The 20,161-nt window shown below is 42.2% G+C and carries 15 protein-coding genes; 1 reads left to right on the forward strand and 14 read right to left on the reverse strand.

Annotated elements, in window-relative coordinates; translation table 11 throughout:
* Positions 1-43: 43 nt before the first annotated feature.
* From AHMF7605_RS10095 to AHMF7605_RS10105, 3 genes are all read right to left on the reverse strand, one after another.
* Positions 44-880, reverse strand: a complete 837-nt coding sequence (locus AHMF7605_RS10095) for a universal stress protein (protein WP_106928882.1) — start codon at positions 878-880, stop codon at positions 44-46.
* A gap of 208 nt (positions 881-1,088) precedes the next feature.
* Positions 1,089-2,141, reverse strand: a complete 1,053-nt coding sequence (locus AHMF7605_RS10100; protein ID WP_106928884.1) for a DUF6687 family protein — start codon at positions 2,139-2,141, stop codon at positions 1,089-1,091.
* A gap of 179 nt (positions 2,142-2,320) precedes the next feature.
* The gene (locus AHMF7605_RS10105) at positions 2,321-2,614 is read right to left on the reverse strand and encodes an HNH endonuclease (RefSeq protein WP_106933422.1); all 294 of its coding nucleotides are present in this window, start codon (positions 2,612-2,614) and stop codon (positions 2,321-2,323) included.
* 115 nt (positions 2,615-2,729) lie between these two features.
* Here AHMF7605_RS10105 and AHMF7605_RS10110 point away from each other — a divergent pair, with 115 nt between their 5' ends.
* Positions 2,730-4,052 (forward strand): MFS transporter, encoded by a 1,323-nt coding sequence (locus AHMF7605_RS10110; RefSeq protein WP_106928886.1) that lies wholly within the window; start codon positions 2,730-2,732, stop codon positions 4,050-4,052.
* A gap of 194 nt (positions 4,053-4,246) precedes the next feature.
* Here AHMF7605_RS10110 and AHMF7605_RS10115 read toward each other — a convergent pair whose 3' ends face one another.
* The 11 genes from AHMF7605_RS10115 to AHMF7605_RS29465 form a co-directional block, all read right to left on the reverse strand.
* The gene (locus tag AHMF7605_RS10115; RefSeq protein WP_146153561.1) at positions 4,247-5,464 is read right to left on the reverse strand and encodes an alpha/beta hydrolase family protein; all 1,218 of its coding nucleotides are present in this window, start codon (positions 5,462-5,464) and stop codon (positions 4,247-4,249) included.
* A gap of 225 nt (positions 5,465-5,689) precedes the next feature.
* Positions 5,690-6,898, reverse strand: a complete 1,209-nt coding sequence (locus AHMF7605_RS10120; protein WP_106928890.1) for an aldose epimerase family protein — start codon at positions 6,896-6,898, stop codon at positions 5,690-5,692.
* A 165-nt stretch (positions 6,899-7,063) separates the two neighbouring features.
* Complete coding sequence (locus AHMF7605_RS29685; RefSeq protein ID WP_158267485.1) at positions 7,064-7,234, reverse strand: hypothetical protein; 171 nt, start codon at positions 7,232-7,234, stop codon at positions 7,064-7,066.
* A 1,110-nt stretch (positions 7,235-8,344) separates the two neighbouring features.
* Positions 8,345-9,352: a glycoside hydrolase family 43 protein gene (locus AHMF7605_RS10135; protein ID WP_106928896.1), complete on the reverse strand. Its 1,008-nt coding sequence runs from the start codon at positions 9,350-9,352 to the stop codon at positions 8,345-8,347.
* 113 nt (positions 9,353-9,465) lie between these two features.
* Positions 9,466-9,834, reverse strand: coding sequence for a VOC family protein (locus AHMF7605_RS10140; RefSeq protein ID WP_106928898.1), 369 nt, complete (start codon positions 9,832-9,834; stop codon positions 9,466-9,468).
* A gap of 200 nt (positions 9,835-10,034) precedes the next feature.
* On the reverse strand, positions 10,035-11,354 hold the full coding sequence (locus tag AHMF7605_RS10145; protein WP_106928900.1) for a gluconate:H+ symporter: 1,320 nt from the start codon (positions 11,352-11,354) through the stop codon (positions 10,035-10,037).
* 263 nt (positions 11,355-11,617) lie between these two features.
* Positions 11,618-13,333 carry an IlvD/Edd family dehydratase gene (locus AHMF7605_RS10150; protein ID WP_106928902.1) on the reverse strand — a complete coding sequence of 572 codons (1,716 nt, stop codon included), beginning with the start codon at positions 13,331-13,333 and terminating at the stop codon, positions 11,618-11,620.
* An 11-nt stretch (positions 13,334-13,344) separates the two neighbouring features.
* Positions 13,345-14,001 (reverse strand): bifunctional 4-hydroxy-2-oxoglutarate aldolase/2-dehydro-3-deoxy-phosphogluconate aldolase, encoded by a 657-nt coding sequence (locus tag AHMF7605_RS10155; RefSeq protein ID WP_106928904.1) that lies wholly within the window; start codon positions 13,999-14,001, stop codon positions 13,345-13,347.
* 472 nt (positions 14,002-14,473) lie between these two features.
* Complete coding sequence (locus tag AHMF7605_RS10160) at positions 14,474-16,951, reverse strand: glutaminase family protein (protein ID WP_106928906.1); 2,478 nt, start codon at positions 16,949-16,951, stop codon at positions 14,474-14,476.
* Between the two features lie 584 nt (positions 16,952-17,535).
* Entirely contained in the window at positions 17,536-19,392 is a 1,857-nt protein-coding gene (locus AHMF7605_RS10165) for a glycoside hydrolase family 2 protein (protein WP_106928908.1), read from the reverse strand.
* 106 nt (positions 19,393-19,498) lie between these two features.
* Positions 19,499-19,690, reverse strand: a complete 192-nt coding sequence (locus AHMF7605_RS29465) for a hypothetical protein (protein WP_146153562.1) — start codon at positions 19,688-19,690, stop codon at positions 19,499-19,501.
* Positions 19,691-20,161: the final 471 nt, after the last annotated feature.

A 20,161-nucleotide genomic window follows, 5' to 3' on the forward strand; every position in this document is an offset into this window, starting at 1 on the left:
AAAAAGTACAACCATACTAGTGGGTTGTACTTTTCTTTTTTAATCAGGCGTGGTAAACCAGTAAAGGAAGTTTCGTTTGGTAAGCCATTTGCTCCGACAAACTCTGGCTGAACAAATTGCTTAAAAATCCTTTATGCTTCTTCAGAATAACCAATAAATCGGCTTGAGTGGTAGTCAGAAATTTCTTCAGACCATCTACTTCATCGGGGTGAATAATTTCCTGGAACCGGAGAGTAGTGTCAGGCAGCTGCGTTTGCAGATTTTCCCGGAACTTATTGGCTTTGGATTGGCCGTCGGTACTTTCTTTATGGCTCACGTGCACAATTTCCACTTCGGCTTTAAAGATATTCGCTAACTGTAACAATTGCCGGATAGCATCCGCATCTTCGGGCTGATAGTTGGAGGCGAATACCATGTGGCTAAACGGTTGAATTGGAGTTTTGGCCGGCACTGCTAAAACAGGGCATTTCACTCCTTCTATTACCGCCTGGGTATTGCTACCAATTAAAATTTCTTCTAAAGAATTACCGCCGCCTGTTGTTCCTATCACTACCAGGTCGAAACTGTCGTGGCGGCACATATTTTTAACGGCATCGGCGAGCAAAGCTTCTTTTACAATAAAGTCGTAGGCGCAAAAGCCATGTCCATATTTTTGAGTGAGGTGCTGGCAAATATGCGTTAACTTTTCAATGGCGTGTTGTTTCTGGGTTTCTAAAACTTCGGTGGCTTCCATCGCCGTTTCGGTAGTACCAATCAACGGCAAATGAATTACGTGCAACAACGTTAAGGAAGCCTGTAAATGATGGGCAACCAGCGCAGCTACTTCTACGGCATTAGTCGCCGTTTTAGAAAAATCAGTGGGGCAAATAATTTTCTTCATACGGAAAGGGACAACTAAGAAATACCTTTTTCAATATATAAACTTTACGCATCATAAACGGGGTAAGCGGCATTATTTTTATGTTACCGTTAATCTAGTGTTTTGTCCATAGTCGACAAACGATAGTCTATGGATACAATTTAGGGAATAGCCGCCCGCTTTACAGGAAGCAACCCGCCATTTTACCAGTAACGGAACACTAGATAAGTTAATTATTAAAAGCTTTTATCTCCGGCCAGGTCCAGCGTTGTTTTGGCATAACGCCCGTGTATTTTTCGCGAAAATACGCTACTACTTGTTCCGTTACTATTGCGGGTGGTATGCTGGATGAATAAATGGGTCGCTCGGTAGGATTAGCGTAACGTTCTTTTTTATGCAATTGCTTTCCTTCTAATCGCAAAATTGGGCCGGTATCGGTAACATTTTCAGCCGTCCATTGGCGACCCGAAGTCTCCCGTTTTTGCAGTATGTGCGCTAATGGTTTTAAAGGAATGCGCGGCAAAGTTGGCCGGGAGCAAATATCTACCCAGGTAGTATACTTATACTCTAGTTCATAGCGATTTTCGGTATACTGAGCCAGCACCATGTCGTAACCAATGGTTCGGCTGAATAAAGCGTAATAATGTACCGGCCGCGGTGTTTGAAGCTGCACCAAACCAATTTCGGGGAAAATACTAACCTGGGTTGCCAGGCTGTGCAAAATCTGATAATCCGCTAAGACTTGTTCGTATTCCGCTTTCCAATCTTGTTTGTAATTCTCCGGGTGAGTTAATACCTCTTTAAAAGCGGCCAAAAAATACTCAAACTTTGGCACCGAGGCTTCTACTTCGTTTTCTTCCCATTCATCGGCTCCAAAAGGCGGATAAAATTTATCTTTTTCTACTTTATTTAGCCAGCAAACTAATTTTAGCGCCTGGTCCACCGCCGGGTGGGTTAAATCTAATTCCCGAAAATCCCCAATAAGCGCCATTTGCCGCAGTACCGCTTCGTTTTGCAAAGCTTCTGCGGGATTCAGAATGCTCCAAACCCCCACAAAGCCATCTACATCAAAATGATTTGCCGTAACGTACGGAACATCTAAACCCTGAATATTTTGCTTCAGCGCATTTAATACAATACCGGCGCTGGTATCGTCGGCGGTACCATTAGGGTTTATGGCTCCTCGCCAATGGGCCAATACCAAGCCTTTGGGGTACAAACTATCTACAATAATGGCGGGCCGGTGTTTGGCTTCGGGAAAAGGAATAAATTGCTTAGGCATGAAGAAAGGTTAAAAAGAATTTAATAAAATGTAAGTATAGTAATTGACCTGGTTAGCAAATAAAGAAAATTTTAGTTTTTGTCAGAATAGTTTTGGGTTGATTTACCGAGGTAGTTTTTCGGAGCAGAGTTTCTTTATTGTTCCTATAACTATTTAATCTTAACCGAAAAAAGCAATAATCATCGGCGTTTTCCCCGCCGGTTCGATATACGCGTGATGTTTTTCTTGTTTTTTATCCAATCTAAGTATTTTTGTAACGCTTCGGCTTGTTGCAGCGCTTGTACGTTTGAAAACCCGCGCGCTAATTCGCGGTTTGTAAAAGTGCGATGAATGGTACTGTGGCAGGGTTGGCATAAATCTACGGTTTCGGAATAGCGGCCTCCCTCCTGCTTGGGTAATAGATGGTGGCGCGTTACGGTATCTACCTCCCGGTTACAAAGCTGACAAATTAAGTTTTCTTTTGCACTAGCCATATACATATCCTAAACAAAACCAATACCTTCGTGTTTTCTTTAGCGTTGCTGCTTTAGCCGCATTTACACTACAAACCGGATACTTCTATTTTATTCTTTACGTAGTTTTCAAGCAATTTTATTTTACTTCTTTTATTATCTTTTTGCTTTATGCCTGAATCTAATATTATCTTTTTGCTTTATGCCTGAATCTAACTCTTCCAAAACCTATATTCTTCCTCCCGATACTCCGGACAGTATTGTTCCGAAAGCTGTAATCCGGGAAGGCTGGCTTTTGTTTATATTAGCCATTGTCCAGTTTACTCATATTATTGATTTTGTTATTATGATGCCGCTGGGTCCGCAACTTATGCGAGTATTTTCCATCAGCCCGAAGCAGTTTGGCTTACTCGTATCCGCCTACACCTTTGCCGCGGCAATTTCCGGTTTTATCAGTACTTTTTTTATTGATAAGTTCGACCGTAAAAATGCTTTACTGGCTTTATACTTCGGTTTTATTGTGGGTACCTTTTGTTGCGCCATTGCTCCTAATTATCAAATTTTGATGCTGGCCCGGGTATTGGCGGGAGCTTTTGGCGGGGTAATTGGCGCTTTGGTATTTTCGATTATCGGCGACGTAGTACCCGAGCACCGCCGCGGAAGCGCTACCGGTAAAGTTATGGCGGCTTTTTCGGCGGCTTCTATTATTGGTATTCCGGTTGGTCTTTACCTGGCCAGCCTCAGTAGCTGGCACGCTCCTTTTTACGCTTTGGCGGGTTTAAGTTTGCTGGTATTGTTTATCGCGCTTAAATTTTTACCAACCATGCGGGGGCACTTAACCAATGCCGTTCAACAAAATCCGGTAAAATTAGTGCTGGAAATCATCACTAACCGGAATCTAGTATGGGCATTATTATTAATGATCATGCTTACCCTAGCGGGCTTTACCGTTGTGCCGTTTATTAGTCCGTACATGGTGGGTAACATAGGATTTGCCGAAACGGAGCTGGCTTTTATTTACCTCTGTGGCGGTCTGGCTTCGGTTATTACTTCGCAATTGGCTGGTAAGCTCGCCGATAAGTACGGGAAGCAACGGGTTTTCATTTACTCGGCTATTTTTTCCATTATTCCGATTTTGTTGGTTACCAATATGCCCCGAGTACCGCATTACTTGGCTTTAATTATTACTACTTCCTTTTTTATTGGCTTTGGCGCCCGGTTTGTGCCGGCCGTTTCCCTATTAACGTCCAGCGTAGAGAAGCGACTTCGGGGAAGTTTTATGAGTTTTCAATCGTCGGTGCAGCAATTGGCATCCGGTTTATCGGCGTTTATTTCCGGCCTGATAATTCAAAAAACTGCCGCCGGTGAAATTCTTCATTTTAATATTGTAGGTATTATTGCTTGCATAGCCACCGTAATTTGTATGTTTATTATTACCCGTTTAAAAGTGGTAAGTTGAGTTAGTTTAAAAGTTGAAAGGTTAAAAAGTTTAAAGGTTGGAAAGTTAGAAGATTATGGAAGTTAGCTCTGTGACAAACTGGCTTCATGAATAAAATAGAGCCGTATAAATCTTACCATATAAAAAGACGCGTTGCTATTAGTGCAACGCGTCTTTTTTAAATTTTCTGTGGTCTATGGACTGTCGACCGTGGACTAATACCCAGTATTTAAACTTTGTATCCAGGGTATTACGGATAAAAGCATGGGTTCCATACTGCTGCTGTGGGTACCACCGAGGATAGAAATTAACGCTACATCCGGAGCGCCAGCCGCTTTAAACCGGTCGTAAACAGTTTGAGAAGTTTGAAAAAACACCGATTGATCGGCGGTGCCGTGGTACAACCGAGTAGGACTTTGCGGTACCCAGTTCAGGAAACTGTTATCTACTAAGGCCTGCTTTAATACCTTTTCCCCTTCGGGCTTTTTCAATTCAGCGTAAAAAGCTGGATTAAACAACTCTGTCGGATTTTTGGCCAGGCTATTATTTATTTTACTAGCTCCATTAGTTCCATTAAATAATTCCGGAATACGACTGGCATATGGCTCCTGGAAGAAATCGGTTAAGGGCCGGTTCCAGTTATAAGTAGTATTATACGATTGCAGAATAAACGCCAAATACGAAGGGTTGCCGTAAGGTTGCCCGGTAGTAACGGCTGCCAACATAGCAGTTAAATCGTAACCGCCCGCTCCTTCGGCGGCGGCAGTAACCTTTAATCCGTGCTCGGGATGCATTTCTATTTCTTTTTGAGCGGCCATGGTTACATAACCACCTTCGGAATAACCTACTAAAAATAAATTATTATTCAGCTTAATTTTTTGTTTTTCCGCGCACGATTTAGCCGCTTTAATCATATCCACCACTACCAATCCGGAATGTTTCTGATCGTAATAAGGATGAAAAACATCTTTGGAAATTCCATAACCTAAGTAATCCGGAATTAGAGTAACATACCCAGTAGAGGCAAATAATTCAAAACCAGAAAAGGTATCCGGGAAATTTGTCGGGGCATCGGCGTCCAGGAACATGGTACCGTGCTGAGTGCTTAAAAGCGGCGCTGGAGTGGTCATATTCTGCGGCACAACTAATAAACCTGAGGCTTGTTGTTCCTGCCCTTTGTAGGTAGTAGTATACACCAGATTATAAACGGCAACATCGTATTTAATCTGGGGAATAAATTGAGCATAACCCTGACTGGTAGCCAGTGTTTGTAGTATATTTTGTGGTATAACCGCTACTTGAGTGGCCGAAACAAAATGGTCTTTTTCGGGTATTTGCGGGGTAACTGTTTCCGCGGTTTCCTTCTGGCAACCAGCGTTTACAAATAAGTAAACGAGCAGAAGCCAACCCACTATTCCTATCTTCTTTTTCACTTTATTTTTGGCTTTTTAAAAGAGAATCTGTTTGTATTTTAAAGGTAAATCACTCCTTTAAAGTTCCCCTTTTTGCCAAAGGTCTGGTCTTTTAAAATAAGCCAGATTTTTAATTTACGCGGATTTTTAAAATTTTATCTTCAAATTAGCTCATTCCTAAATATATAATAATTCTAATTTTAAAACTAAATATAAACCGTATTTTATATCTATCCAGGCGTAGATTTATCTACTAAAAAACTTATAAACCGTACGCGTTTTGTATGTTTTACTTGGTTCCAAGATAATAGAAGGAAAGTTCGGATGGTTCGGAGCATCCGGGTAATGCTGGGTTTCCAGGCAGAAAGCCGTCCGGAAATCGTCTTTGGCTCCGCTCTTAAAGGTATTTTTACTTTGCATAAAGTTACCACTGTAAAATTGCAAACCGGGTTCCAAGGTTAATACATCCATGATAATACCGCTTTTATCGCCTTTTACCCGGGCCGCCATGTTTAAGCCAGGAGCTTTATTTTCGTTCAGCACGTAATTATGATCAAATCCACCCCCATTTTTTAACTGTTCATTTTTATCGTTTATGTTCGTTCCCATTGGTTTGCGCTCCCGAAAATCAAAAGGCGTTCCGGTCACAGGCTCTATCTTGCCGGTCGGAATCAGGGTAGCATCTACCGGAGTATATCGATCGGCGTTTATCTGCAAAACGTGGTTTAAGATAGTGCCGCTCCCTTCGCCGTTTAAGTTAAAAAAAGCGTGATTGGTAAGATTTACTAGTGTTTTTTGGTCGGTAGTAGCCTCGTAATCAATGGTTAGTTCGTTGTCGTCGGTTAAAGCGTAGGTAACCTTAACGTTCAGATTACCCGGGAAACCTTCTTCCTTATCTTTAGATAAATAGGTAAATTCTAAAGTATGGTCGTCTTTTTGGTTAGCGTTCCAGATAACGGCCTGAAAACCTTTCTTACCGCCGTGCAAAGTATTCGGGCCATTATTGGTGAACAATTTATATTCTTTGCCATCCAGGATAAACCGGCCTTTGGCAATCCGGTTTCCTACCCGCCCAATAGTTGCGCCAAAGTAAGGTTCCGTAGAAGCTTCGTAAGCCGTAGCATTCTTAAAACCTACTACCACATCGGTTATTTTATTGTTTATATCCGGTATTAAAAAACTAACCCAACGAGCTCCGTAGTTAGTAAATAGGGCTTTTGTACCTTTTTTGTTGATTAGAGTATACTGTTGCACTTCGGTACCATCTTTTAGTTTTCCGAACGACTGCGCCGAAGAACCAGGATTAGATGTTGCGGCAGAATCAGCGGTAGTACCGGGATTATTGGTAGTCTCGGCTTTGTTTTGGTTTGAATTACAACCGGTTAAGCCCCAGAGGCTGCTGATGCTTAACCCCAAAGCCAGAAGGAATGTAATTCGTATGTTTTTGTTACTCATGCTAATTTGAGGTGCCAGTGGTGTAATTTTCAAAGTTTTTGTTCGGGCTTACGAGACAATACTATTTGGCTACAAAAGTTATTACTAGCTTTTTCTTTACTTTGTTCTATTTTCAATAACGATAATGTCTTTTGCTGGTAATACGTATAACTTGTTACTTCAAACCTAATGCGTGTTTTCTAGCTTAAACCAATGAAAAGTGGCGGAGGCGGGGGCGGGACCTTTGGCCGTTAAACCGGCGCGCACTCCACGATCCCAGGGAGGTAGGTAAGAAACATCAATGGCCTGGCCTTTGTTCATTTGGTTCCAGGTGGTGATTTGTGAAAGATGCTTCACTCCTAGTCTCTCGCGATGAGATTAAGAACTTAGAGATAGATATGCCGTTAAGTTATCTCTTAAATGGTGTGTTCTTGTAGCTCTTATCGGAATAGATATAGTAATTAATTTCCATCAATTAAAAATACTTTAATTTCCTTCTCTAATTTTCTTTTAAAATGGTAAAATTCTCCCATGTTTCGGTCCAGGAACTTTGCCATTTCTTCATTATTCAACCCTAATTGAGTATTATCTTGGCCTCTTTCATGTTTACATAATTTTCTACTTTATTACTAATCACATCAATGATTGTAATGATTTTACCGAATAAAGCTTCAAATGGCTCATGTAAGAAAAACCTGTTCTGATAGTAGTAACTTTTCATAGGAAAAATGGTCGATTTTAAGAAAGTAGCATCTAGGTCAGAAATAAATCTAGATAATTCAGTTTCTATTAGCTGCAAATTTTCACTTAACTTTCTTAATAATTCAATTTGTAATTCATTATATTTAGTATTTCTAAACAGCTTCTTACTTAAATCTGCTTTTAAAATCTCTATTCTTCTACCTGTTTTCTAGTTGAAAAAACTGTGAGTACAACTCCAGATAAAGCAAGTAGGGCAGCCACAATTGCAGCATGGCTTGCTTGTATATTATTAAGTAAATGAAGCATTAAACTTAAATTTTATATTCTTTATTTAAATGGTTGTATGTAAACAAGAGCCGTAGCACGATCACGATAAGAACCAATGAAATATAATGCAGGTCATCTTTTAGAATGGTATAATCTGAATAGGTAGATTCTATGAGTTTATTTAGTTCAGCATAATTAGGAACATTTTTATCTAAACGTTGAGATAGTTTAAGCGCATAAAAGAACATACCCATATTCCAACCAGCAACTGGTAGTAAGAAAATAATTAAAAGAAATAAGAGCCAAAAAAAAGCTTTATTAAAATCACTTTTTTTATTATGGGCAAGATAAAAAGGGTTGATATTAAACTTACTAATAAAACGTATAAAATTCCTTCCTTCATTTACTTAATAAATTGACTCGTTTAAATTACTCCAATAAAAGAAATTAATGAGTTTGCCCTCTGCTGTTCTGAATGGTTGTTTTTGCACCATCCACTTACTTTAAAGACCGGCTCGGTACTCCTTCAAAGGTAATTTTTACGGGTTTTATCATTCCCTGGGCATCAAAATACATCCGGTCGATGCAGGTTACCCGGTGGTTGCCGTCGGTTTCGTCCAAGGGGCGGCGGTGATAGACAATGTACCATTCGTCTTTGCCCGGTACTTGGATAATGGAATGGTGCCCAGCACCGGTAGCCACTTTGGGATCTTGCTGTAACACGGTACCAATGCGTTTAAAAGGACCAAAAGGCGAATCGCTAATGGCATAAGCTACCCGGTAATCAGGTCCGGTCCAGCCACCTTCCGACCACATAAAGTAGTATTTACCGTTGCGGATAAACATAAAAGGCCCTTCTACATAACCTTTCGGGGTAATTTCTTTAAAAGTAACGCCGTCCGGGAATGGGGTAAACCCGGTAAAGTCATTTTTTAACTTAGCCATGTTGCAGCGGCCCCAGCCACCGTAAATCAGGTAATACTGCCCGTCTTTGTCTTTAAACACAAATTGGTCAATCGGTTGGGCTTTGTTGTGAATTTTGCCAATTAAGGGTTTTCCCAGTAAATCCTTGAATGGTCCGGCTGGGTTATCGGCTACCGCTACACCAATACCGCCTACTTCTTTGGTATCGTCGTGAATATCGTTGCCCCCGAAGAACAAATAATATTTATTTCCTTTTTCTACCATGGCCGGGGCCCACATAGCTTTTTTCACCCATTTAACGGCCGAGGAATCAATAATGCGGCTGTGCTTAGTCCAGGTTATTAAATCCGGTGACGAAAAAGCATCCAGGTGCACCTGTTGCTCGTACGGCGCCGAATAGGTAGGATAAACCCAGTATTTATTTTTGATAATGATGCCTTCCGGGTCGGCGTACCAGCCAGGAAAAGTAGGATTACCCGAGGTAGTTTTCTTGACTAAAGGTTTTTTAATTGTTTGTTGCGAAAATACCGGTAGGTAAACGAATAGAATAAGGCAACAGAATAGGAATGATTTTTTAATCATGATAAATAGCACTCTAATTTTTAAATATTTGACCTGATTCCTGTTATTACAGAAAGGGAGCAAGAAATAGATGAGGCTTGCCTTATGCACCTTAATATTGAAGGCTTCCTACTTTATTTATTAAATTCACCAAAATGCCACAACACCCCCGCTGGATCATGCATAAACAACTCTCTTCCCCATTCGAATTGCTTGATTTCTGTAAATTTTACCTCCTGGTATTTGCTTTGTAAATCCTTGCGCAACAAATCTTCCGCGCATTTTTCTATGTCATCTACCTCCAGAAACACCATGGAGTTATTAATCCAATCTTCTACATAATAGTCTTGCAAATAAAAACCTAAATTCTCATTTATCCGGAAAAGGCACATCTTGTCGCCAATTATAACTTCTTCAAAGTCCAGGTCCCGGTAAAACGCTCTGGATTTATCGTAATCTTTTGCGCCAATAAAGGTGCGAATTGTTTTAGGGATGTAGTTCATTTTTAAGGGGCTTCATTTATAGCCAATTAGTAGGTAACATTAGCATTATTAAAATGATGAAATAACATTTTCCGCTTAAACAGCTTTTTACTTTATTCTCATTCAACTATCAAGTTAGCAGAATATAATTTTTACTCGGTAGAAACTGCAAAAAACAATTCTAAAGTAAGTCAGATGATTGAAAAAAACTTTTTTAAGTATTAGGAACGGATTATTAAATCAATTATCATCACCCCAATAATTCCTACAACGGAAACCAGGCTTTCCATAATGGACCAGGAACGAATGGTTTGTTTGATGGATAAATTAAAATATTCTTTAAAAAGCCAGAACCCGGCGTCGTTTACGTGCGAAAACATGAGGCTGCCGGCGCCAATAGCTAGCACCATTAAATTAGGGTCAACGGGAATTTGCTTCATGAGGGGCGAAATTATACCGGCGGTAGTTAAACCAGCTACGGTGGCGGAACCTAAACATACCCGGATTATGGCCGCAATCAGCCAGCCCAATAGCAGAGGATGTAATGTCCAGCCTTGTAAAACGGAGGCAATCTCCGCGCTTACGCCACTATCCAACAGTACTTGTTTTAAAATACCGGCTCCGCTCACAATTAACAAAATCATGGCGACATCTTTTACCGCATCGGCATAAACGCCCATAATAGAAGCCATACTCCTACCTTGGTTTAAACCTAAAGTAACAGTAGCCAGCAGCACGGCCAGCAGCATCACAATATTAGGCTCTCCCACAAATTTGAGCATGCCGCTTAACACCCCATCTTTGGGCACAAAAACCAATAATAAGGTAGTAAGCATCAGCATAAAAACGGGGAATAACGACGATAACAAACTATTCGTTATACCGGGCAACTTTTCGGAAGGAATATTCTGCACCACAAAACCTTCTAGTGGCTTGGATACCATATTTTTTAAAGTTTTGGCGAAAATAGGGCCGGCTACAATAATGGCAGGAATAGAAACGATTAAACCGTACACGAGCGTCCAGCCCATATCGGCCTTAAACTGGGTAACCAAGGCCGCGGGAGAAGGATGCGGCGGTAAAAAACCGTGCGTTACCGATAAAGCCGAAAGCATGGGCACGCCAATGTACACCGAGGGAAGTTTGTACGTATAGGCTACCGAGAAGATTAAGGGTATCATTAGCACGAAACCCACATTGTAAAAAAGCGGAATTCCCACTACCAAACCCGTAATCATGAGAGCCCAGTGAATGTACTTTTCGCCGAAAGCCGACATCATAGAATTGGCAATCCGTTGGGCTGCCCCACTTTCGGCCACCAGTTTACCCAGCATAGCACCCAGCACTACCACAATTACCAGTGACCCTAAGGTATCCCCAATTCCTTTTTGTACCGATTGGTTAATATTGGCAAGAGGAATGCCTAAGCCAAGCCCGGTAAAAATAGAAACTAACAGAAAGGCCAGAAAAGCATTTACCTTACCCCAGGTTATTAATAGAATAAGTGATACAATGCAGATAATAACGACGAGTAGGGTCATTGGGTTAGAGTTGGAAGGTTGGTAAGTTTTAAGGTTGAAAAGTTAGAAAGTTGAAAGATTAAAAAGTTGGAAAGTTGAAAGGTTTTTTTAAAATTCTAGGAATTTCTGGATATCAGGATTTAGCATCGTATTTCAAATTAGGAAACTCTTTGATGTTGTTATTTATAACTATTTATCGTTGCGGCTTTCTTCCTTTCCAACCTTGAGACCTATCTACTCTCCTGCTCTATAACTTTCTAACCTTTCACAACCTTCCAACTAAATTAATGTGAATCGCGGCTTACTTTGTCGCCGGAGCCACCTACCAGAAAATCCAGGTCGGCGCCTTTATCGGCTTGCTGCACGTGTTTGATGTACATGTTTACGTAGCCTCGATCTGCCACCGGCTCTGGTCTTTTCCATTTTAGTTTCCGGCGAACCAATTCTTCTTCCGTAATATCCAGGTGCAGACGGCGATTCGGTACGTCTAACTCAATATAATCTCCGTTTTGCACTACCGCTAAGGTACCCCCAATAGCCGCTTCCGGCGAAACGTGGAGCACTACCGTACCATAAGCGGTACCGCTCATGCGGCCATCGGAAATGCGCACCATATCTACCACTCCTTTTTCCAGAATTTTTTTAGGCAAGGTCATATTTCCTACTTCGGGCATTCCCGGATAGCCTACGGGTCCTACATTTTTCAAAACCATAATGCAGGTTTCGTCAATGTCTAAATCCGGATCATCTACGAGGGCATGGTATTCTTCAATGGTTTCGAAAACCACGGCCCGGCCCCGGTGCACCATCAACTCCGGCGTAGCAGCCGAAGGTTTAATAACCGCACCATTTTCGGCCAGATTGCCTTTTAGCACCGCAATACCACCTTCCTGAATCAGCGGGTTGGTAATAGAAGCAATTACCTCGGTATTGTAATTATTTATCCTACCTTTTATATTTTCGGCGTGTCCTTTACCAGTTACCGTAGTGGTATGCAGGTGCAGGTGTTCCCGCAGTTCATTAATAATAACCGGTAAACCTCCCGCGTAGAAAAAATCCTCCATCAGGAATTTTCCGGAAGGCATCAAATTTAACAAAAGCGGAATTTTACTACCTAAATCATCATAATCTTCCAGGTTTAGGTCTACCCCAATGCGTCCGGCTATAGCGGTTAAGTGAATAATTAAATTGGTAGAGCCTCCTACGGCAGCGTTTACCTTAATGGCATTTTCGAAGGCTTCGCGGGTTAAAACTTTCGAGATCCGCAAGTCTTCTTTTACCATTTCTACGATGCGGCGGCCCGATAGATGGGCTAGTACTTTCTTCCGCGAATCAACGGCCGGAATAGCGGCCGCGCCGGGTAAGGTTAAGCCCAAAGACTCCACCATACACGCCATAGTAGAAGCCGTTCCCATGGTCATGCAGTGGCCCGCGCTTCGCGACATACAGCTTTCGGCGAACATATAATCCTCTTGCAGCATTTTACCGGTTTTCACGTCGGCGGCAAATTTCCAGACGTGGGTGCCCGAACCAATATCCTGCCCCTGAAATTTCCCGTTCAGCATGGGTCCGCCGGGTACCACAATGGTAGGTAAATTTACGCTGGCGGCTCCCATCACCGTGGAAGGTGTGGTTTTATCGCAACCAGTTAAGAGCACTACCCCATCAATCGGGTTCCCCCGGATAGATTCTTCGGCATCCATACTGGCCAAGTTGCGGAACAGCATAGCCGTTGGTTTCAGCAAGGTTTCACCCAACGACATAATCGGGAATTCCAGCGGAAAGCCACCCGCTTCGTACACTCCCCGTTTAACTACTTCGGCAATATCGCGCAAATGAGCGTTGCAAGGCGTTAGTTCCGACCAGGTATTACAGATTCCAATTACCGGTCTCCCATCAAACATATCTTCCGGATAACCTTGATTTTTCATCCAGCTCCGGTAGATAAAACCCATTTTATCGGTTTTGCCAAACCAATCGCTACTTCTGAATTTAGACATATAGTATTATATTAATTAGAAGGTAAACCTTTAAATTGATGATATTTTTTTACAAAATCCAGAAAAAGATTTTTCAATTCCGGCCATTGCTCATTCTGAATAAGTTGCTTCGGAAAAATATCGCTGCCTATACCCACTCCTTGCGCTCCCGCCTGAAAAAACTGGGTAATATTACTTAAAGAAATACCTCCGGTAGGTACCAGTTTTAAGCCGCTTAAAGGGGCCAAAACGTCTTTAATAAATTCCGGCCCGAGCTTGGTAGCCGGAAAAACCTTTATCATACTCGCTCCTAATTGTGCAGCCTGGTAAATTTCAGTGGGCGAAAAAGAACCGGGAAAAATAGGAATATGGGCGGCTAAGCTGGCTTTTATTACTTCCGGGTTTAAAATAGGCGTAACAATAAACTGGGCTCCAGCAGCTAAGGCTTGTTCTAAATCAGCTAAGGAGCAAACCGTTCCGGCTCCAATATTTAATTTCCCGCTAAACTCGTTTACCAGCGTGGAAATAGTTTTGGGTGCATTAGCTGAGTTAAGCGTGATTTCAAGGGTGGTTAAACCAGCTTCGGCGTATAAACCGGCTATTTGGCGGGATGCGGCCGGCGGTAAATTCCGCATTATACCTATTAACGGAACCCGCTGAAAAAGCTCCCAGGAAAAAGCATGACTCATAGTTATATTGTATGTTGAAGATTTTAAATTGCTTCCAGAATACAGCCTCATTCACCCACCGGCCCGGAAATGTATGAACTCTTTCGGATAAGCCCAACACCAGCCAAGTAGTTTATAGTAAAAGTTTTAAGTTTGGAACCGCTAATCAGGTTTTTCGTATTTTATTTACCGATAAGTCTTGCCACACCAATATTACCGCGCTTAAATTAAGAGAAAATTTCCGAGAAGCTTCCTTTGTAAAAAGCCGTCAGTGCGTACCTGAAAAGCAAGGTGCACTAAATTTCTATCGGCGCCGCTGCTTCCTTATCTAAAAAGATGAGGCACTTCCTTTGTAGCTTAGAAATTTACCGGACGAACAATCTTTTTTCATTAGGATGATCCTGATCCGGAACCCTATTCCTAGGAGATTATATAAAAGGTTGGCCTTTTTTTATTTAAAACAGGTCAACTTTTTTCTGAAACAGCAGATACCTTATTTATATTTTTGTTCCAGCATTTTGATAAAGTAACCCCCTACCACCGAACGGGCCCGAAATCCTACCGACTTGCCATCGGTAGTTTCGTGCCAATCGCTCACGGGCATGCGGGTGGTAGTTTCGTTTACGTATTTAAATACGGGTTGTATTAATTTCTGGAAATCGGCGGGATCATTAGCCATGGTGGCAGTCCAGATAATCCAATCGCTTTTAGTGTAGGTTTTGCGGCTATCCAGGGGTAAACCGTAGGATTGCTGTTTCGTGAGGTAGTATTTAATTTCTTTTTCTTCTACTTCGTCCGGGAAAATATTTAAGTCTAATAATTCATCCCAAACTAAATTATACTTCTGGCTCCAGGTATCCGGCTTCTCAAATACCAAGCTGTAGTGGTCGCCGGCATTGGCGAGTTGCATCCATTTTTGCGCCATTTCTTTAGCGGTAGTTTGGTAAGCTTCTGCGGTTTTAATGTCGCCTAACTGACCTGCTAATTGGCCGTAACTGGCTAAGCCCATAATGGCTTTAATAGATAAGTTCGCATTGCGGGCAATATGACCGGCAAAGTCGTCGGTACAAAGCTGATTAGCCGGGTCAAAGCCTTCCTTTTTTAAATATTCGGCCCAGGTAGTTAATACTTTCCAGTGTTTTTTGGCGTAGTTGGCGTTCTTTTCGGCTTTGGCAATGGCGGCCGTTAAAATCAGCATATTGCCGCTTTCTTCCACTGGCATGTCTTCACCGTACGTCTGGCCATTGGCTAAGGGGTAGGTTCCTACGTCGTGGGCGGCAAAAGGCTTGGTCCATTTACCACTTTCGGAATAGTAAAATATGGGTTCCATCATGCCCTGCAGCAATAATGGGTTATACAACAAGAACAGGGGAGCAGAAGGATAAGTAATATCTACGGTGCCGATAGAACCGTTACTGAAGTTTTCTTTCGAGAAAAAGATAGGAGTTCCACCGGTATTAACTACCAATTTATGCGCCGCAATGGCTTGCCGGTAACTTAAGGCACACAGTTTGGCGTAGGCCTCTCCCCCGGCTTTTAAAGCGTCGGCGTACAGGCGTTTATCAAAAGCAGCACATTGCGCTAATAAAGAGCTATAATCTTTTTCAGCGGCCGTCAGCATGGATTCGGCAGTAGCTTTGCCATCGCGCCGCCACCAGGCCGGTAATTTGGTACCGAAGAACTCTACCGAATAAATATCGTCGTAACCCACCATTACGTGGTTACTCACCGGGGTGGTACTTACTTTTCCTAAATTCTGGACTACCGCTAAAGCAATTGGTTTATCGCTGGCCGCTCGGGGCATGTTGGTATCCAGGGTGGTAGTTAATGAGCCCGATTTGGAAAAGGCTGCCCGGGCGGCTGAACCATTAGTAATGGTAGTACCAGTTTGGGCTGATTGAGGAACGGCCACGTATAAATAGCCCCAGTCAATACGGACATCATCGCCTTTTTTGCCTAAGATTTTTTGATCAGCGGTTCCTACGCGTAGCAGATTTAAGTTATTAGCAACTGATTTTTCCCAAGTAATTTTTTGGTCGGGTTGATCCACGGCTAAATCGGCAGAGGCATCGAAGTATACTTTAACCTCGTGGGTTTTACCATCGTTGGCTTTGGCCTGCCAGGTAATGTAAGATGCAGGTCGCGATAAAATATCGAGTTTATTCAGGAGCAAGGGCGAGGTAAACGTTACTTTTAAATCTACCGGACCGGCAGTAAAATCGTAAATACTCTGCGTGGCATTTACCTGCACCGATTTTTGCGGCGCTTTATCAATGGATACGGTTACGGGTAATTCTTTCACCAGGCCAAAATCAATTAAAGAAGGTCCGGCGGTATTTTTAACGTGGGCGGCCACCAGGTTTTTTCCTTTTTTTAAGGAGGCTTTTACTTCTTTCGATAAGGGGTATTGTTGGTATTTATTCGTAAAGCAGGCACATTCGTAAGCAGGCAGGCCGTTGATGTACAGTTCTACATTATCGTCGTGAAATAGGGTTAAGATTAACTGCTCCGGATTTACTTCGGGGAGAATAATTTCCCGACGTAACCAAACTTCCTCGGTATTCCAGGAGGTGGTTGGTTTCGGATTCATGTTATCCGAGCCCAAGGAACCTTTCCCTGATTTCCAGGCCGCGGCGCTAAAAGTTGGTTTCATCCAATCGCCAACTGGTTTTTCGAAAGTATATTGTACCGGATAGGCCTCAGAAACGGCGGTAGGTACGATGGTTTGGTAAACCGGCGCTTCGGCGCCTAAAAATTGGTACGTTTTACCATCGACCCGGATTAAACCATTTAAAGCTTGATTGCGACCGGTCCAATGTTTGGTGGGTTCTTCGTTTAACTTATTCGCGAACGACCATACGCTGGTGTAAGGGTCGATGGTAACTAAAGGTACCGCTGGCGGTCGCAGTTCCTGGGCTTGCAAGCCAATTAGGTGGAAAAAAATATAAATAAAGGCAGTTAGTTTTTTCATTGTAAATAGGCTACAGTAGTAGTAAGTTTGTTTGGGGTGGATATACTAAGTAGTTGTTCGTTATTAGTTACTCGTTATTAGACTTATAAAATACTTAAAACCAAATAGTTACTTGAAAACATTTGCTTATTTAATTTTGTCCTATTACTTATCTTCTTAAAAAAAGTATAACTCTAAACTTATAATAAAAAGAAGTAAAAATTTCAATTCATCAAAAGCAAGTTAAACTAAGCTTTATAAGATTTAGCAACTATCGCAGGCGACTTCGCTCGTGACGTTTATCGTCCGGCCTCCGGCCGGTGATAGATTAACTTTCATCCGCTGAATCAAGGCCCATCGGTTCGGCCAGCCGGAGATCTCCCAGATAGTAGACACGAGCGTAAACGCTCGCACCAGCTTAACTATATCTTTCATAATCATTTTATTGATCCTGGTATAAGTGTACCTTCGGGCTAGGATGAGCTTGTAACTCGGAACCTTTTTAAATCAGGTAATGGAACGCTCGCGCCAGCAATAAAGCCGGAAAAATATTCTTTAAAACAATCAGCCTCATTTCTTACAGGAGAAGGGGCTGGAAAAAAATGCTATTTTAAATTAACTAACCCGGGATTGTAAAGTTTGTTGTGTACTTCTTTTAAGCGGTTAGTGGGCACTTTTATTTCTTTGCGGTCGTAGGTCATTAAACCGTTTACCTCTACTTCCACGTCGGTAGTTTGCGTGTACACCGCCGCCGATAAGCCTCGCTTGATCAAATCGGTCATAATATCCATAAACGGTGCGTACCTTTTAAATAAATCTTCGGCATTCTTAAAGCTTTGGTAACCCCAATTATCTTTTTGCTGCCAAGTGTGGCCCGTTAGCGGTAAACCTAAACCACCAAATTCACCTAGCACAATTACTTGCTTGGCGCCGAATAAATCAGCCCGGGGCATAGCCGGCGAAGGATAATTATGCAAATCTAATATGTGCCCCACATCATGAAAGTTACCGCCGCTGGCGCTGTTTACTAACCGCGATGGGTCTTTCTGCATGGTCCAATTAGTAATTTCAACGGTTTTGAATTGTCCCCAGGCTTCGTTAAAAGGTACCCAAACCACAATGCTCGGAAAATTGTGCAGGTCCTGCATGATTTCGGTCCACTCCTGCCGGTAAATTTTTTCGGATTCTGGCGTCCGGGTCATATCGGCATCGCGCATCTCAATACCGGGCTGGTTTACCCAACGGGCGCCCAAATCGCCGCTAGGCATATCCTGCCATACCAACATACCTATTTTATCGCAATGATAATACCATCGGGCCGGCTCTACTTTTACGTGCTTCCGAATTAGGTTAAAGCCCATTTCTTTGGTTTTCTCAATATCAAATTTTAAAGCTTCCTCGGTGGGAGCGGTATATAACCCATCGGGCCACCAGCCTTGGTCAAGCGGGCCGTATTGAAACACAAACTTGTTATTCAGCAACATGCGTTGGGTACCCTGCGCATCAGGAGCCATGCTAATTTTACGCATAGCAAAATAACTTTTTACCTCATCCACCACTTTACCTTTGCGTACAACAGCTACCCGCAAGTCATATAAAAAAGGCGTTTCCGGCGACCAAAGTTTGGGATTAGATATGGGCAATACGGCTTCTGCTCCGCCTGCTACTTCTTGTTCAGCTACTTTCTTTTTACCATCCCAGGCACTTACCCTAATTTTATCGCTGCTTTGCCCGTTTTGTACTTGGGCGCTTACGCTAAGCGATTGTTTATCGATGTCGGGAGTTTGTTTGGTTGCCGTAATGTAAGTTTTAGGCACGGCCTCCAGCCAAACGGTTTGCCAGATTCCGGTAACCGGCGTATACCAAATGCTTTCCGGTTTTTTAACTTGTTTGCCTCGGGGCTGCGGACCCTCGTCGGTCGGGTCCCACACCCGAATAACAATCTCCTGTTGATTACCTGATTTTAAAGCAGTGGTGATGTCGAATGAAAAGGGATCGTAGCCACCCTGGTGCGTTCCTACGGATTTGCCGTTTACAAAAACTTCGGCCAACCAATCCACCGCCCCAAAATGCAATAACACATTTTGTTTTCTTAGTTTACTTGGAATTGAGATAGTTTTCCGGTACCATAAAACGCTGTCTTTCCCTACAGTTTTCCCAACGCCCGACAAAGCAGATTCTACGGCAAAAGGCACCAGAATTTTACCGTTGAAAGAAGTTGGCCGGGTAGCTTCCTGACTTTTAGGTTGAAGCGCGTAGTCCCACAAACCATTTAATGTTTGCCAATTTTCCCGGACCATTTGGGGGCGCGGGTATTCGGGCAAGGGGTTAGCCGGATTAACTTTCTCGGCCCAGGGTGTCCGGATTTTATTGCCTACCGGCTGCCAGTTACCCGATTGCGCTTGGACCAATGCATACTGTAAAAGAAAAACAACCGCGAGAGAAACAATTTTTCTAATCATAATTTAAAAAGTAGTACATAATAATTAATCGGGAAAGCCCACCACTAAAAGTTTCTATTCTCAATTATTAATTTGAGTAAGTACCAGATATTAAATTCTAAATTCTTTATCTATTGATTAGATTCCTGGACCCATCTGGCGAAATATCTTTTACAATTATAAAGGTTGAATTACAAAATTTAATAGCTCTAAAAGAAGAAATCTTAAATAATTTACCCGCAAATAAATTAATTTTTTTGTTAAAACTTGTACCTAAAATAGCGCCCAACAACTGCCAAAATCTTTTGGTACCAGCCACGTTAGTGAATAGTTATTTTCTGAACCGACGAAAAGATCATGGCTTCGACACCGGTAATTTCTACTCCTACTTCTACCTGTAATTGGTCCGATGGATTATTTTTACATTAAAAGTTAACATTATCAGTCGACCCAAAATGTTATCATTCCTCTAGAGAGTTAAGTATAAATCTTGCAAAAAATCTTTTACTACTTCTAGTTCGGGTTTGCTCGGCAACCTTGAGTAAATAAGAATACTACATATTTTCCGTAAATAGTGGCATAAGCCGCCTCAATCCCGCTTCTCAGGTCGTTCTACCACTTAAGTTATTCTGTTTCTAAATATAGTATTTCCTTCTTATTCCGCATAATTTTAGGCTACCGCAACAGATTATTGTTACTTCTTTGTATTATTTAAACTCCTTCTTTCCCCATATATAAAAAGCCTTTTATTGATACGGAACGTACTGCTTATGCCTGCAAGTAAAGTACA

The sequence above is a fragment of the Adhaeribacter arboris genome (assembly GCF_003023845.1).
GTDB classification, from domain to species: domain Bacteria; phylum Bacteroidota; class Bacteroidia; order Cytophagales; family Hymenobacteraceae; genus Adhaeribacter; species Adhaeribacter arboris.